12 protein-coding genes are annotated in these 13,860 nt (G+C 70.6%); 6 read left to right on the forward strand and 6 right to left on the reverse strand.

What is annotated here, in order from left to right:
- The first annotated feature begins 60 nt into the window (after positions 1 to 60).
- Positions 61 to 987 (forward strand): matrixin family metalloprotease, encoded by a 927-nt coding sequence (locus Q0Z44_RS05960; RefSeq protein ID WP_298011224.1) that lies wholly within the window; start codon positions 61 to 63, stop codon positions 985 to 987.
- A gap of 236 nt (positions 988 to 1,223) precedes the next feature.
- On the opposite strand, the gene Q0Z44_RS05965 is transcribed toward Q0Z44_RS05960, so the two are convergent.
- From Q0Z44_RS05965 to Q0Z44_RS05975, 3 genes are read right to left on the reverse strand one after another with little or no spacing between them, the layout of a single operon-like run.
- Complete coding sequence (locus Q0Z44_RS05965) at positions 1,224 to 2,390, reverse strand: carotenoid 1,2-hydratase (protein ID WP_298011225.1); 1,167 nt, start codon at positions 2,388 to 2,390, stop codon at positions 1,224 to 1,226.
- Positions 2,390 to 4,993, reverse strand: coding sequence for an ABC transporter permease (locus tag Q0Z44_RS05970; protein WP_298011226.1), 2,604 nt, complete (start codon positions 4,991 to 4,993; stop codon positions 2,390 to 2,392). Before Q0Z44_RS05970 ends, Q0Z44_RS05965 begins: the two co-directional genes overlap by 1 nt.
- Positions 4,990 to 5,673 carry an ABC transporter ATP-binding protein gene (locus Q0Z44_RS05975; RefSeq protein ID WP_109033785.1) on the reverse strand — a complete coding sequence of 228 codons (684 nt, stop codon included), beginning with the start codon at positions 5,671 to 5,673 and terminating at the stop codon, positions 4,990 to 4,992. The genes Q0Z44_RS05970 and Q0Z44_RS05975 overlap by 4 nt, the downstream gene beginning before the upstream one ends.
- 102 nt (positions 5,674 to 5,775) lie before the next feature.
- Between Q0Z44_RS05975 and Q0Z44_RS05980 the strand changes: the two genes are divergently transcribed.
- Positions 5,776 to 5,985, forward strand: coding sequence for a DUF1289 domain-containing protein (locus tag Q0Z44_RS05980; RefSeq protein ID WP_109033786.1), 210 nt, complete (start codon positions 5,776 to 5,778; stop codon positions 5,983 to 5,985).
- Positions 5,986 to 6,001: 16 nt separating this feature from the next.
- Here the strand turns inward: Q0Z44_RS05980 and Q0Z44_RS05985 are convergent, their stop codons facing one another.
- Together Q0Z44_RS05985 and Q0Z44_RS05990 are read right to left on the reverse strand one after the other, a co-directional pair.
- A complete protein-coding gene (locus Q0Z44_RS05985) occupies positions 6,002 to 7,027 on the reverse strand; it encodes a helix-turn-helix domain-containing protein (RefSeq protein WP_298011227.1) in 1,026 nt (341 codons plus the stop codon).
- Between the two features lie 77 nt (positions 7,028 to 7,104).
- A complete protein-coding gene (locus Q0Z44_RS05990) occupies positions 7,105 to 7,932 on the reverse strand; it encodes a TorF family putative porin (protein ID WP_298011228.1) in 828 nt (275 codons plus the stop codon).
- Between the two features lie 202 nt (positions 7,933 to 8,134).
- On the opposite strand from Q0Z44_RS05990, the gene eat reads away from it, so the two are divergent.
- The 4 genes from eat (at position 8,135) to Q0Z44_RS06010 (ending at position 13,318) form a co-directional block, all read left to right on the forward strand.
- On the forward strand, positions 8,135 to 9,529 hold the full coding sequence (gene eat, locus Q0Z44_RS05995; RefSeq protein ID WP_298011229.1) for an ethanolamine permease: 1,395 nt from the start codon (positions 8,135 to 8,137) through the stop codon (positions 9,527 to 9,529).
- A 2-nt stretch (positions 9,530 to 9,531) separates the two neighbouring features.
- Positions 9,532 to 10,941, forward strand: coding sequence for an ethanolamine ammonia-lyase subunit EutB (locus tag Q0Z44_RS06000; RefSeq protein WP_298011230.1), 1,410 nt, complete (start codon positions 9,532 to 9,534; stop codon positions 10,939 to 10,941).
- Positions 10,941 to 11,807: an ethanolamine ammonia-lyase subunit EutC gene (gene eutC, locus Q0Z44_RS06005; RefSeq protein ID WP_298011231.1), complete on the forward strand. Its 867-nt coding sequence runs from the start codon at positions 10,941 to 10,943 to the stop codon at positions 11,805 to 11,807. Before Q0Z44_RS06000 ends, eutC begins: the two co-directional genes overlap by 1 nt.
- Positions 11,808 to 11,923: 116 nt before the next feature.
- The gene (locus Q0Z44_RS06010) at positions 11,924 to 13,318 is read left to right on the forward strand and encodes an L-serine ammonia-lyase (protein ID WP_298011232.1); all 1,395 of its coding nucleotides are present in this window, start codon (positions 11,924 to 11,926) and stop codon (positions 13,316 to 13,318) included.
- Between the two features lie 12 nt (positions 13,319 to 13,330).
- Here the strand turns inward: Q0Z44_RS06010 and Q0Z44_RS06015 are convergent, their stop codons facing one another.
- On the reverse strand, positions 13,331 to 13,756 hold the full coding sequence (locus Q0Z44_RS06015) for a hypothetical protein (protein ID WP_298011233.1): 426 nt from the start codon (positions 13,754 to 13,756) through the stop codon (positions 13,331 to 13,333).
- Positions 13,757 to 13,860: the final 104 nt, after the last annotated feature.

Genomic DNA, 13,860 nt, shown 5'->3' on the forward strand with positions numbered 1-13,860 from the left:
TCGGAGTAAGGTTTCGGGCTCACCGGCCGCGCACACCGCGACGCCAACAAGGGAGGCCCCATGTCCGAGACCGTTTCACGGCGCGCCCGATGCCACCCCAGCGTGGCGGCGCTGGCGCTCGCCTGCCTGATGGGCGCATCGCACGCGGCCGAGATCCAGCCTCTGCGCGAGTCCTTCCTCGATGCGATCTTTTCGCAGGACAGCTTCGGTGCCAGCCCGATCGACATCCGTTTCAACCCGGGTGGCGTGATCCACAACGCAGACTGGCGCACCATCGACCTGAAGGCCTGGGGCCATGTGCGAGGTTCGCTCGGCGCGCTGACCGAGAGCGCCGGATTGGCCGGGTCGCCCACCATCCCGCTTTTCTATGTGGATGGCTATGTCGAACGCGGCATCCCGGCGCCGTCCGTGGTGGGGCTGGCCCGCGTGGGCAGCGCGGGCGTCACCGTGCGTGCCGACTTTCAGGCGGACCTGCTGCCCAGGCCGGCAGGGCAGTGGCCGTGTCCGCCGCCAGATGCACATATCCCGGGGTGCCATGTGCCCTCGCCAGCTGTCGGCCCAGCCGAGATCGAAGCCCATCGGTGGCGTGCTGCCGCAGTGGTGGCGCACGAACTGGGCCACAACCTGGGCCTGATGCACACCCGTGTCGAGAACAACCTCATGGACGCGACGCTGCAGGATCCGGCCGCCTACGCGCTGACGTCACTTCAGGTCAGCACCATCCTGTCCAGCCGGTTCGTGCAGACGGATGCATGGGGGCAGCGGTTCATTTCGATCACGCCCTTTGCCGTGCTGGGTGCACCGGTGCCCGAGCCCGACGGCTGGCTGCTGGTGGGCTCGGCGCTCGCCGTGGTGGGCTGGCGGGTGCGGCGCCGATCCCAGGCGCCTGCGCGTCAGGCCGAGCGGTGCCGGGCCCGTCGCCCGAGCAGCGAGCTGGGCAGCAGTGCCACCGCAGCGGCCGCGAGCAGGGCCGCCATGGGCAGATGACCGGTGGCGCCGGCCCAGACCGCGGCCAACAGGCCCGCCAGGGCGGCCACGGTGGCGATCACGCGAGCGCGTCGCCACGGGGAAGGGGCTTGCCGAGAGTCCATCGCACCTCCTGAGGGGATGGCGTGGCAACGATTGACGTTTCGTGAGGGATGCCACGCGGAACCGCCATTGAAGACCCGTCAAGCGTCGAGCGCAAGGCAGGGGAACCCCGCGGTACCCGGCGTGTGCGCGGCTCACAGTGCCAGTCGGCTGGCGTAACCCGTCATCTCCAGATAGCCGCCGCCCACAATGCGGCCGGTGTCGTCCTTCAGCGTGCTCAACCCTTCCCAGTAGACGCTGCCGGTGCTGCCGCGGCTGTCGAGCTCCTGGTTGTCGAGTTCGGCCTCTACCGTGTAGCGGCGGCCCCCGGGCAGGGTCACCGTCCAGGCCACCGGGTAGTTGGCCCCGGTGGCCGGGCTGCGCCAGCGCCGGCCTGCGGCGAACTGCACTTCGCCATTCGCAAAGGCCTGCGCGAGCTGGCCTGGTGCGCGCCAGCTGCCGCCGGTCCACAGCGTGCTGCCATCGGCCCGCCTCAGCCTGAAGGCGGTGAGGGCGCTGCCATCGGCCAGGTTCATGCCGACCCAGTCCCAGCCCACCGCGTCGGGGTGCATCACGGTCTCGCTCCATTCATGGTCCATCCAGGCCCGGCCCTGCACGACCAGTGGCTCAATGCGTGAGCCAGCGTGGTCGACCCGCTTGAGCGTCAGGCGGCCGTCCACCTGCAGCTGGGGATGCGAGTAATAGTGGCTGGCTTGACCGACCTCGGGCCCCTTGCGTGAAAAGCCGCCCTGCCCTTGAAGCAGCACGGGCTGGGTCTGGCTGAAGCGCAGGTCGAGCAGAAAGTCGCTGGCGTCGACGCGGCCGATGTAGCGGCTCTGTGCCGCTTCGCCGTCGCGGCGCAGGCTCCAGCCGCGCAGGCGCACGTCGGTGTCGCGGGTGCTGGCCTCCGCCAGGCCAAAGCCGGCGCGGGCCAGTCGCTGGTCGTGCAGCAGGCGCCGGCCGGCCAGGTCGGTCACGGCAGCGTGGGCGAACAGCAGCTGGTGCGGGGCGAAGGCGCTCGGGTTGTCAGGCCCGACGTCGGTGCGCGAGCGAAAGAAGGTGATCTGGAAGCCGAAGCGGCGTGGCGAGGGGCCGGCTGTCTGCAGCGCCCCCGTCAGGTACCACCATTCGGTGCGGCTGCCCGGGTGGGCGCCGAAGTCGCGCGGAAACCGCAGCGTGCGCCCGGCACGAGGGAGGTCTTCGGGCGAGCGACCATCGGCCGGCCCGCGGCCTTCGGGCTGGGCCGCCCAGGCCGCCGCACCCGGTGGCAGCGTGCACAGGCTCATCAAGCGAGCCAGTGCCCGGCGTCGGTCCATCGGCATCACCAGTCCTCCTTCACGGCCATCACCGCGTCGTGCCCGGCGGCGGCGCGGCCCGCCAGCCAGGCCGTCAGCGTGCCCGCCAGCACCACGCTGGCGCATAGCGCGGCCAGCCGCCATCCCGGCAGCAGCAGGTCCATCGTCCAGTGAAAGCTCTGCGGGTTCACCACATGCACCAGCACCACGCTTACGGCGACGCCGAGGCCCAGCCCCAGCAGGGCTCCGACACCGGTGAGCGCGGCGCCCTCGCCGGCCACCGTGGCCAGAATCTGCCGGCGCGTGAAGCCCAGGTGGCCCAGCAGGCCGAACTCCTTGCGACGCGCCAGCACCTGCGCCGAGAAGCTGGCCGCGGTGCCGAACAGGCCGATGCCGATGGCCACCGCCTGCAGCCAGTAGGTCACGGCAAAGCTGCGGTCGAAGATGCGCAGCGTGACCTCGCGGATCTGCCTCGGCTCGGCGAACTCGAGCAGGCTGCCATCGAGTTGCTGCTGCGTGGCCAGCGTGCGGATCTGCGACTGCAGGGCATCGGTCCGGGCCTCGGGCGCGAGCCACAAGGCCAGGTCGTTGACGGTACGGTCGCCGGTGAGCCGCTGGTAGTCGGCCTCGGCCAGCACCACGGCCCCTTGCTGACGCGCGTAATCTCGCCACACGCCGAGCACCCGCGTGGCCACGGGCGGTTGGCCTGCACGCAGGGGCAGCATCAGGCGCGTGCCGGGCCGGGCGCCGTAGAGGTCCACCATGGCCTCGCTGACCCACGCCCCCACTTCACCCGGCTGCACCGTGCGGGCCGGCAGCGCCACGCCCACCAGCGGCAGATCGCGTGCCGGATCGGACAGCGGGCGGGCGATCAGCGCAATGGCCGGTTGGGCCGCATCCAGCCGCAAGCTGGCCACGCGGACCCCTTCGGCGCGGCGCACCCCCGGCAGCGCGCGGATGCCCTCGAGCAAGGCCGGCCCGAGGTTCTGGGCCTCGGCCTGGTCGTTGTTCGTGGCGGTGCGCGCATACAGGTCGGCCGGCAGCACCACATCGAGCCACTGGGTGACCGAATCGCGGAAGCTGGCCACCATGACCGTGAGGGCCACGGACAGGCTCAGGCTGGCCACCACCCCGGCAATGGCCACCGTGGCGGTGTGGCGCATGCGACGGGCGCGTTCGACGGCGAGCAGCGCAGCCGCGTGTCGAGGCGCCGGGAACAGGCTCAGCAACCCGCCCACTGCGGCCGGCACACAGGCAATGCCGCCCATCAGGATGGCGGCGACGGCCAGGTAGGCCCACAGCGGCACGCCGCCCACTGGCGGCAGCAGGGCCAGGCCGACGCCGGCCAACAGCAGGCCTGGGCCGATCCAGGCCGAGCGCCCTGCGCCGCCCAGTTCGCCCAAGCCCTTCAGCGCCTGCGCGGGGGCCAGCCGTTGCGCCGATCTTGCCGGCAGCCAGCCGCCCGCCAGCGCGGCCACGACGCCCAATGCGCCGTACAGGGCGGCCGCGCCGGGTGACCACTGCAAGGCCGGCGCAATGCCGGGGAAGTAGCCGCCACCCAGGTCGCCCGACAGCAGGCGCAGGGCGGCGGCGGCCAGCCCTGTGCCCAGCGCCAGGCCCAGCGCCGAGCCCACCACGCCGATCAGCGCCGATTCGGCCAGCACGAGCTGCAGCCGTTCTCGCGCGCCCAGGCCCAGCACGCCCAGCAGCGCGAACTGCTGCTGGCGCTTGGCGACCGACAGCGACAGGATCGAGAACACCAGGAACGCACCGGTGAACAGCGCCACCAGGGCCAGCACCGTGAGGTTGACGCGGTAGGCGCGGGACACGTTCGAGACGCGCTCGCCCGCGTCGTCGGCCGAATCGGCACTGACCCCGGGCGGCAGGGCCAGTGCGCGCAGCACGGCGGCGGGTTGTGCGCCCTCCACAAGCTGCAGATCGAGCCGCTGCAGCCGGCCCCACTGCGCGAACACCTGCTGTGCCCCGGCAATGTCCATCACGCCCAGCGCCGCGCCGGTGGCCCCCACCTCGCCCACCACCGACAGCCGGCGCCACGCCAGCCCGGCCTGCACCTCGATGGCATCACCCGGCTGCACACCCAGCGCGCGCCGCGCCGTGGCGTTCAGCGAGATGGCGTCCGGACGCAACAAGGCAAAGCGATCGCCCTCGTCGGACGACGCCCGTTCGACGGGCCGCGCCATCAGCGTGGGGGCGAGCGGGGCCGCCACCAGCCCGTCCAGACCGATCACCTGCAGGCTCACCGGTTGAGCCTTTTCTGGCGTGCCGCCTGATCCGACGCGCCGCGCGCGTGTGCGCACCTCGACCACCGGGCTGGCAAGCCGCACCTCCGGGTGGGCAGCCACGCGGGCATACAGGGCTTCGTCCAGGCTGCCGCTTGCCGCGCGCAGGCTCAGGTCGGCCTGGCCATTGACGCTGCGCACGGCGGCGCTGAACTCGCTGAGCGCCGAGCTGTTGATCAGCTGCACCGAAAACGCCAGCGCCACACCCAGCATGACGGCCAGCACCGCCGTGGCATGGCGCAGCCCGTGGTGGCGCAGTTCGGGCCACGAGAACGCGCGCAGCAGGCGGCCCAGCACCCGCGGTGCGGCGGTGTCGGCTGCGGGCGTCATGCCGGATGCGGCGCCGTGCCGGGGGCCGGCCGCGTCAGTTCCGTCAGGCCGGTGGCCGTGAGCCGCAGCACGCGGTCGGCCCGCGCCGCAGCGGCCTCGGAGTGGGTGACCATCACGCACGCTGTGCCATGCTGTCGGGTCTGCGCCACCAGCACCGACATCACCTGCTCGGCCGTGCGCGGGTCGAGGTTGCCGGTCGGCTCGTCGGCCAGGATCAGCGCCGGGCGGTGCACCAGGGCGCGGGCAATCGCCACGCGCTGCAGCTGCCCGCCCGAGAGCTGCTGCGGCAGCCGCGCGCCCAGGCCATCGAGCCCCACGTCGGCGAGCGCCTGCGCCACGCGCCCATCGTCGCGCTGGCCCAGCAGCATCAGCGGCAGGGCCACGTTCTGCGCCACGTCGAGGTGCGGCAGCACGTGAAAGGCCTGGAACACGAAGCCTAGGTGCCGGCGGCGGAACAGCGCCTGCTCGGCCTCGCCCAGCGTCGTGATGGGCGTGTCCAGCACCGTCACCTCGCCTTCGGACACCGTGTCCAGCCCGGCCAGCGCATTGAGCAGCGTCGACTTGCCGACGCCGGACTCGCCGACGATGGCGACGAACTCGCCCGGACGGACGTGCAAGTCGACTTGGGAGAAGACCGGATCGGGGCCATAGCGCTTGGCCAGCTGGCGGACGTGAAGCATGCCCACAGCATATCGGCACCGCCCGGCCTGCCCTGCATCCGGGTGGGGACAAGACCATGACGGCCGCACGCACCCGGGCGGCTTGCCCTACGGTGCGGGCCCATGTCGTTGCCCGTTCAACCCGCCGCCCCCGAGCCCTCCGTGCCCAGCCCGTGCCGCAGCCTGTGCAAGCTGGACGCCGACAAGGTCTGCACCGGCTGTGGCCGCACGATCGACGACATCCGCGCCTGGCGCGAGATGCCCGATGCCGAGCGAATGGCGTGTGTGGTGCGGGCCGAAGCGCGCCGTCTGGCCTGGGGCCAGTTGGCGTGAGGGCGTGCGCGGGCGCTCAGTGCGCGCCGCGGGTCAATGTGTCGGATGGGCTTTCGCCGAAGAGCTTGCGGTAGTCCAGTGCGAACTGGCTCAAATGCCAGAAGCCCCAGCGCGCGGCCACATCCTGCACGCCCTGCCCATGGCGCGCAGCCTCGCGCAGATGGCGGCGGGCGCCATTGAGGCGGATCGCGCGCAGGTACTGGATCGGGCTCAGGCCCATGACCTCTTCGAAACAGTACTGCAGCGTGCGGCGGCTCACGTGCAGGCGCTCGCACAGCTCGGGCACCGTCACCGCCTGGTCCGGGTGTGTCAGCACGTACTCGCGTGCGTGGGCCACCACCTTCTGCCGGCGGGCCACGCTCTGCCGTACCGCGGTGTCGGCTTCGCTGGTGTCAAGCAGATCGAGCAGCAGGCTCAGCACGGCCCCTTCCATGGCCACCAGGTCGGCGCCATGCCAGCCGGTGGCATGCGGTTCGCTGAGCGGCAGCAGCCCGTCCAGCGCGTTCAGGCAGGCGTGCCGGGCACCTTCCTGCACGCGCAGCACCTCCGCCTGATGCAGCGCGTCCCAGTCGACATGGCAGCCTTGCCGTGCGGCTGCGTCCTGCAGTGCCTGGCGCTGCACCACCACGCCGAACAGGCTGTGGCGGTCGGGGGTGACGAGGTCGAAGCGCTCGCCGCCCGGGCGTACCATCACGTCGTGCGAGCCGTGCAGGCGGCCGTTGATGCGGGTGGGCAGCGTGGCGGCCGGGTCGGGCACGCCGAACCAGAAGGAATCGGCCCAGACCTCGCACGACTGGCGCAGCGCCTGGCTGGTCTGCTCGCGGAAGACCTGGATGTGGGGCAGGCGCCACTCGGTCAGCCGGCCGACGAAGCACCCAGCCCCGAGCTGGTCGTACTGCTGATGCCAGGCGGTCAGGTTGTGCGCGTGTTCATCGACGTCCTGCGCGACCGCCTGGTGCAGGCCCGACGGGGTGGCCGCGAGCGCGCCCCACAGCGGTGCAGCAGGCAGAGGGTGGTCGGCAACGAGCGGGTGTGCGGGCATGGTGCAGGGCGGAAAACAGCGTCAGCCCTGCTTCAAGCAACTTTCCTACCCGCTCGGTGCCGCGCCCCTGCTTGCGGTCAGAAGCTGCGCGTGACGCTGGCCACCCAGCGTGTGCCCACCACGTTGCGGCCGCGCCCGTTGGCGTCGAAGAAGGTCCACAGCGCGGTGTCGCCCTTCTTCGCGTCGCCGGTGTTGTGGCTGCCAGCCAGCGAGAACGTCCACGGGCCCTCCACGCGCGAGACCCCGACCTTCACGTCGGTGAAGTTGTAGGCGGCGAAGTTCTTGACGATCTGGCGGCCGGCATGCAGGTTGAGCGTCCAACCCGGGGCGATCTCCGGGTTCCAGTTGGCCTCGATGTAGGTCGAGCCGCGCGAGCTCTTGTTGGCGCCGCTGTAGGGGTCCACCGCAAAGCCGGACCAGTGCGAACTGACGGCATGCCAGATCCCGGCCGAGGCGGCGCCGTGGCTGACGGCCGCGTGCAACTCCTGGGTGTCGTAGCTCACGTGCTTGCCATCGGCATCGCGCGTGAAGGCGCCAGGGAACCAGTAGCTGATGAAGCCCAGTTCCAGCCCCACGCCCGGGCTGAGCTCGGTGCGCCAGCCGCCATACAGGTCGATCTCGGTGCCCGAACCGTTGGGGTAGGCCGCGTTCGACACGCCCGAGCCGAACAGGCCGGCGAACCAGCCGTCCCGGTGTGTCGCGTCGAAGGTCAACTGGGCAGCGGGCTTGCCCTGGGTTTGCGACACACCGCGGAACAGGTAGTCGGACACCACGCCGGCGGTGCCGGTCAGGGTCCAGCCGGAGGCCGTGGTCGTCTGCGCGTGGCCGCACAGCGGGGCAAGCAGGGCCAGCGAGGCCGCAAGGGGCAAGACGGGAAGGCGGCGCAGCGCGTGGATCAGGGACATGCGTGAGGCTCCATGTGGGTTGCTGAGGCACCTCCAGTATTTCGGGCGTTCGGCGGAAATCCTTATCAAGATTCGGCAAACCTGCGGCGCCAGCCCGCGCCCTCCCACAGGTTTGCCGAAATCCGATAACGCCCGCCCGGGGGCCTTTCTACAGTGAGCTCAGATCCATCCACCTGCGCGCCCTTGCCGGCCCGTTGCCATCATGTCGACCTCACCCCCCACCGGTTCGCACACCCTCAAGCCCGTGCTGAGCACCCTTCAGCTCTGGGGCATTGCCGTCGGCCTCGTCATATCGGGCGAGTACTTCGGCTGGAGCTTTGGCTGGGCCTCGGCCGGCACGCTGGGCTTCATGGTCACGGCGCTGTTCGTGGCCACCATGTACACGACCTTCATCTTCAGCTTCACCGAACTGACGACGTCGATCCCGCACGCGGGCGGTCCGTTCGCCTACAGCCGGCGCGCCTTCGGGCCCAAGGGTGGTTACCTGGCCGGAGCGGCCACGCTGATCGAGTTCGTGTTCGCGCCACCGGCCATTGCGCTGGCCATCGGGGCCTACCTCAACGTGCAGTTCCCATCGCTCGACCCCAAGACGGCGGCCCTGGGCGCCTACCTGATCTTCATGGGGCTCAACATCGTCGGCGTGCAGATTGCCGCCACCTTCGAGCTGCTGGTGACGTTGCTGGCCATCTTCGAACTGCTTGTTTTCATGGGCGTGGTCTCACCCGGTTTCTCGGTGGCCAACCTGGTCAAGGGCGGCTGGTCCGGTCAGGACGAATTCAGCCTCGCGGCCATTCCCGGCATCTTTGCGGCCATCCCGTTTGCCATCTGGTTCTTCCTGGCGATCGAAGGCGTGGCCATGGCGGCAGAAGAAGCCAAGGACCCGAAGCGCTCCATTCCCATCGCCTACATCACCGGCATCCTGACGCTGGTGGCACTGGCGATCGGCGTGATGGTGTTTGCCGGCGGTGCCGGCGACTGGACCCAGCTGGCCAACATCAACGACCCGCTGCCCCAGGCCATGAAGATGATCGTGGGCGAGAACAGTGGCTGGCTGCACATGCTGGTGTGGCTGGGCCTCTTCGGCCTGGTGGCGAGCTTCCACGGCATCATCCTGGGCTACTCGCGCCAGATCTTCGCGCTGGCCCGTGAAGGCTACCTGCCCGCCTTCTTCGCGCAGGTTCACCCGCGCTTTCACACGCCGCATCGCGCCATCCTTGCCGGCGGGGTGGTCGGCATCGCGGCCATCTACAGCGACCAGCTGATCCAGTTCGGCGGCCAGACGCTGACGGCCAACATCGTCACGATGAGCGTGTTCGGCGCCATCCTCATGTACATCCTCAGCATGCTGAGCCTGTTCAAGCTGCGCCGCAGCGAGCCGGGCATGGTGCGGCCCTTCCGCGCGCCGCTGTACCCGGTCTTCCCGGCGATCGCGCTGTGCGGCGCCCTGGTGTGCATGGCCACGATGGTCTATTACAACCCCTTGATCTTCGGCGTGTTCGTGGCCATGCTGGCCGTGGGTTACGTGTACCACCTCGTCACGGGCCACCAGCGCGCCACACCCGAGGCCGCATCCGCCGTGACGCCCGCCCTGCACTGACGATGACCGAGACCACCGCGCCGCGCTATGCCCACCGGGTGGGGGCCCACACCTTCACGTTCCGGGACCTGAAGGACCTGATGGCCAAGGCCACGCCGGCCCGCTCGGGCGACCGGCTGGCCGGCGTGGCCGCAGGCTCGGCGCAGGAGCGCGTGGTGGCCCAGATGGCGCTGGCCGAACTGCCGCTGCGTACCTTCCTGAACGAGGCGCTGATCCCGTATGAAGAGGACGAGGTCACCCGCCTCATCCTCGACACGCACGACGCCGCCGCCTTTGCGCCCATCGCCCACCTGACCGTGGGCGACTTCCGCAACTGGCTGCTGGCCGACGACACCGATGCCGATGCGCTGGCCGCGGCGGCACCCGGCATCACGCCCGAGATGGCCGCGGCCGTCAGCAAGATCATGCGCAACCAGGACCTGATCCTGGTCGCTCGCAAATGCGCGGTGCGCTCGGCTTTTCGCAACACCATCGGCCTGCCGGGGCGCTTCTCCACCCGGCTGCAACCCAATCACCCGACCGACGACGCCAGCGGCATCGCGGCCAGCATGCTCGACGGCCTGCTCTATGGCAGCGGCGACGCCGTCATCGGCATCAACCCGGCCACCGACAACGTGCCCCAGGTCATCAAGCTGGTGACCATGATGGCCGAGGTCATCGCGCGCTACGAGATCCCCACGCAGTCGTGCGTGCTGACCCACGTCACCAACACCATCCAGGCCATCGAGCGCGGCGCGCCGGTCGACCTGGTTTTCCAGTCCATCGGCGGCACGGAGGCCACCAACCGCAGCTTCGGCATCGACCTGGCCGTGCTGGGCGAGGCCCGTGCGGCGGCGCTGTCGCTGCACCGCGGCACGGTCGGCGACAACGTCATGTACTTCGAAACCGGCCAGGGCAGTGCGCTGTCGGCCAACGGCCACCATGGTGTCGACCAGCAGACCTGCGAGGCCCGCGCCTATGCCGTGGCGCGCCACTTCAAGCCGCTGTTGGTGAACACGGTGGTGGGCTTCATCGGGCCGGAGTACCTGTACGACGGCAAGCAGATCATCCGCGCCGGGCTGGAAGACCACTTCTGCGCCAAGCTGCTGGGCCTGCCCATGGGCTGCGACGTCTGCTACACCAACCACGCCGAAGCCGACCAGAACGACATGGACGTGCTGCTGACGCTGCTGGCCGCGGCCGGCTGCACCTTCGTGATGGGCATCCCGGGTTCGGACGACATCATGCTGAACTACCAGACCACGTCCTTCCACGATGCGCTGTATGCGCGCCGCGTGCTGGGCTTGCGGCCGGCGCCCGAGTTCGAAGCGTGGCTGGCCCGCGTGGGCATCTTCAGCCAGGCCGATGCGGGCTTCCGCCTCCCGGAGGGCATGCCGGCCTTGTTTCAGCCTGCGCTCAAGGGGGCGGCCTGATGGCACAGGATGATCGTTCCGACGCGCCCCCGCTGGTGCACGCCAACCCCTGGGCCGCCCTGCGCCACTTCACCGCCGCGCGCATCGGGCTCGGTCGGGCCGGCGTGAGCCAACCCACGCAGCCGCAACTGGCCTTCCAGCTGGCGCACGCCCAGGCACGCGATGCCGTGCACCTGGCGCTGGATCTGGACGCGCTGCAACAGGCGCTGGCTTCGCTCAAGCTGGGCTGCCTGCGGCTGCACAGCGCGGCCACCGACCGCGACACCTACCTGCAGCGGCCCGACCTGGGGCGAAGGCTGGACGCGGCCTCACGGGCGCAACTGACCGAGCGCCGTGATGCGGGCGGCAGCCGGGCAACGGCCGGGCCCGACGCGCCCACCGCGCGGCCCTACGACGTCGCCTTTGTCGTGGCCGATGGGCTGTCGGCGCTCGCGATCGGCAGCCACGCCCTGCCCTTTCTGCAGCGCATGGTGCCCCGCCTTCGCGACGAAGGCTGGCGCATCGCCCCGATCGCCCTGGTCGAACAAGGCCGCGTGGCCGTGGCCGACGAGGTGGGCGAGCTGCTCGGCGCCCGCCTGGTGGTGATCCTGATCGGAGAACGGCCGGGCCTGAGTTCACCCGACAGCATGGGTCTGTACATGACCTGGATGCCGCGTGTGGGCCTGACCGACGCCAGCCGCAACTGCATCTCGAACGTGCGCCCCGCCGGTCTGCCCTACGACGAAGCCGCCGACAAGCTGCACTGGCTGCTGACCGAAGCCCGCCGCCGCGAACTGACCGGCGTGGGCCTGAAGGACGAGACCGCCCAGCCCGCCGATGCCCTGGGGCTGGGCGCGCGCAACTTCCTGCTGCCGGACAAGGGGTGACGCGAGGCGGCTGGGGCCCGTCTGTGCCCCGGCTTCCGCCCGCCTGCCCCTGTGCCCGTCAGGGCCTGGGGGAATCCGCCATGCCTCGCGGCCCGGTTCGGCCGAACAATGGGGTCATGGCTGTCAGCGTCTTCGACCTCTTCAAGATCGGCATCGGGCCCTCAAGCTCGCACACCGTGGGGCCGATGCGCGCCGCGCGGATGTTTGCCGAGCGCCTGCAGCGCGGCGGGGTGCTGGCCCGCACCGCCCGCGTGAGTGTGGCGCTGTACGGCTCGCTCGGGGCCACGGGCAAGGGCCACGGCAGCGACAAGGCCGTGCTGCTGGGTCTGGCCGGCCACGAGCCCGAATCGGTGGACGTGGATGCCATCCCGGCCGTGCTGGGCGCCATCCGCGAAGCAGGGCGCATCGCGCTGCTGGGGTCTCACGACATCGCCTTCGCCGAACGCGACGACCTGATCTTCCACCGCCGCGAATCGCTGCCCTTTCACGCCAACGGCATGGCGTGCACGGCCTTCGACGACGCTGGCACCGTGCTCGACGCGCAGCGCTACTACTCGGTGGGCGGCGGCTTCGTGGTCAGCGAGCAGGTGGCCGAAGACGGCCAGCGCCACAAGGTCATCGCCCCCGACACCACCGTGCTGCCGCTGCCGTTTCGCAGCGCCGACGAGCTGCTGGCGCTGTCGCGCCGTGAAGGCCTGAGCATCGCCGCCGTGATGCGCCGCAACGAACGCCACTGGCGCAGCGACGACGAGATCGACCGCGGCCTGCTGCGCATCTGGCGCGTGATGCAGGACTGCGTGGCCCGCGGCTGCGCCACCGACGGCACGCTGCCTGGCGGCTTCAAGGTGCGCCGGCGCGCGGCCGAACTGCACCGGCAGCTGTCGGCGCCGCCCGATGCCGCCGCAGCGCAGGACCCGTTGCGCGCCATGGACTGGATCAACCTCTACGCCCTGGCCGTGAACGAGGAGAACGCCGCGGGGGGGCGGGTGGTGACGGCGCCCACCAACGGCGCGGCCGGCATCGTGCCCGCGGTGCTGCACTACTACCGGCAGTTCGTGCCCGGCGCCAGCGAGCAGGGCGTCATCGACTTCCTGCTGACGGCCGGCGCCATCGGCATCCTCTACAAGGAAAACGCCAGCATCAGCGGGGCGGAGGTGGGCTGCCAGGGCGAGGTGGGCGTGGCCTGCTCGATGGCCGCCGGCGCGCTGTGCGCGGTGCTGGGCGGCACGCCCGAGCAGGTCGAGAACGCCGCCGAGATCGGCATGGAGCACCACCTGGGCCTGACCTGCGACCCGGTGGGCGGGCTGGTGCAGATCCCGTGCATCGAGCGCAACGCGATCGCGTCGGTGAAAGCCGTGAATGCGGCCCGCATGGCGCTGCGCGGCGACGGGCGCCACCACGTGAGCCTGGACAAGGTCATCAAGACCATGCGCGAGACCGGCGCCGACATGATGAGCAAGTACAAGGAGACGGCCCGCGGCGGGCTGGCCGTCAACATCGTGGAGTGCTGAGAGGGGCTGCGCTCAGCGGCGCACGCAGCGCTCGAAGCCGTGGTTGCCGCCCTTGAACTCGGCCTCGTAATAGAACTTCTGGAAGCTGGCCTTGCCCTTGCGCACCGAGACCGTGCCCAGGCCGGTGCCGTAGTCCTTGGTGGACGGATCGGTCAGGGCGAAGGTGATGGCGATGTGCGAGCCCGTGGCCACGGCCTGACCCAGGTAGGTGCCGAAATCGGGCACCTCCATCTTGAACGCGTAAGCGCCATAAGCGCCCACGCTCTGCGACTTTTCGAGCGCCATGGTGACGACGGCGGTGTAGGGGCCTTCCTTGGCGTCCTGGCCGGTGCAGTCGTACACGCCGCTGAGGTCAGGGCCCTGGAAAGGCTTGGCGGCGTGGGCGGGGAGGATGAGGGCGGCGGCGAGGGCCACGGTGGGGGTGAGGCGGGTGGGCATGAGGACGAGCGCGATGGGTGAGCGAGACACCCTGATTCTGCCTCGGGCGGGACCCTGGTCGTTCAGCGGAGCAATTCGCGTTCTGTCGCTGCCAGATGGATCGC

The sequence above is a fragment of the uncultured Aquabacterium sp. genome (genome assembly GCF_947366995.1).
Classification (GTDB): domain Bacteria; phylum Pseudomonadota; class Gammaproteobacteria; order Burkholderiales; family Burkholderiaceae_C; genus Aquabacterium.

Bases quoted from the DNA above. Each gene is read 5' to 3' on its own strand.
- Q0Z44_RS06010 (WP_298011232.1), top strand. From the start codon at position 11,924: ATGGCTGTCAGCGTCTTCGACCTCTTCAAGATCGGCATCGGGCCCTCA.
- Q0Z44_RS05975 (WP_109033785.1), bottom strand. From the start codon at position 5,673: ATGCTTCACGTCCGCCAGCTGGCCAAGCGCTATGGCCCCGATCCGGTC.
- eutC (WP_298011231.1), top strand. From the start codon at position 10,941: ATGGCACAGGATGATCGTTCCGACGCGCCCCCGCTGGTGCACGCCAAC.
- Q0Z44_RS06000 (WP_298011230.1), top strand. From the start codon at position 9,532: ATGACCGAGACCACCGCGCCGCGCTATGCCCACCGGGTGGGGGCCCAC.
- Q0Z44_RS05980 (WP_109033786.1), top strand. From the start codon at position 5,776: ATGTCGTTGCCCGTTCAACCCGCCGCCCCCGAGCCCTCCGTGCCCAGC.
- Q0Z44_RS05960 (WP_298011224.1), top strand. From the start codon at position 61: ATGTCCGAGACCGTTTCACGGCGCGCCCGATGCCACCCCAGCGTGGCG.
- Q0Z44_RS06015 (WP_298011233.1), bottom strand. From the start codon at position 13,756: ATGCCCACCCGCCTCACCCCCACCGTGGCCCTCGCCGCCGCCCTCATC.
- Q0Z44_RS05965 (WP_298011225.1), bottom strand. From the start codon at position 2,390: ATGCCGATGGACCGACGCCGGGCACTGGCTCGCTTGATGAGCCTGTGC.
- Q0Z44_RS05990 (WP_298011228.1), bottom strand. From the start codon at position 7,932: ATGTCCCTGATCCACGCGCTGCGCCGCCTTCCCGTCTTGCCCCTTGCG.
- Q0Z44_RS05985 (WP_298011227.1), bottom strand. From the start codon at position 7,027: ATGCCCGCACACCCGCTCGTTGCCGACCACCCTCTGCCTGCTGCACCG.
- Q0Z44_RS05970 (WP_298011226.1), bottom strand. From the start codon at position 4,993: ATGACGCCCGCAGCCGACACCGCCGCACCGCGGGTGCTGGGCCGCCTG.
- eat (WP_298011229.1), top strand. From the start codon at position 8,135: ATGTCGACCTCACCCCCCACCGGTTCGCACACCCTCAAGCCCGTGCTG.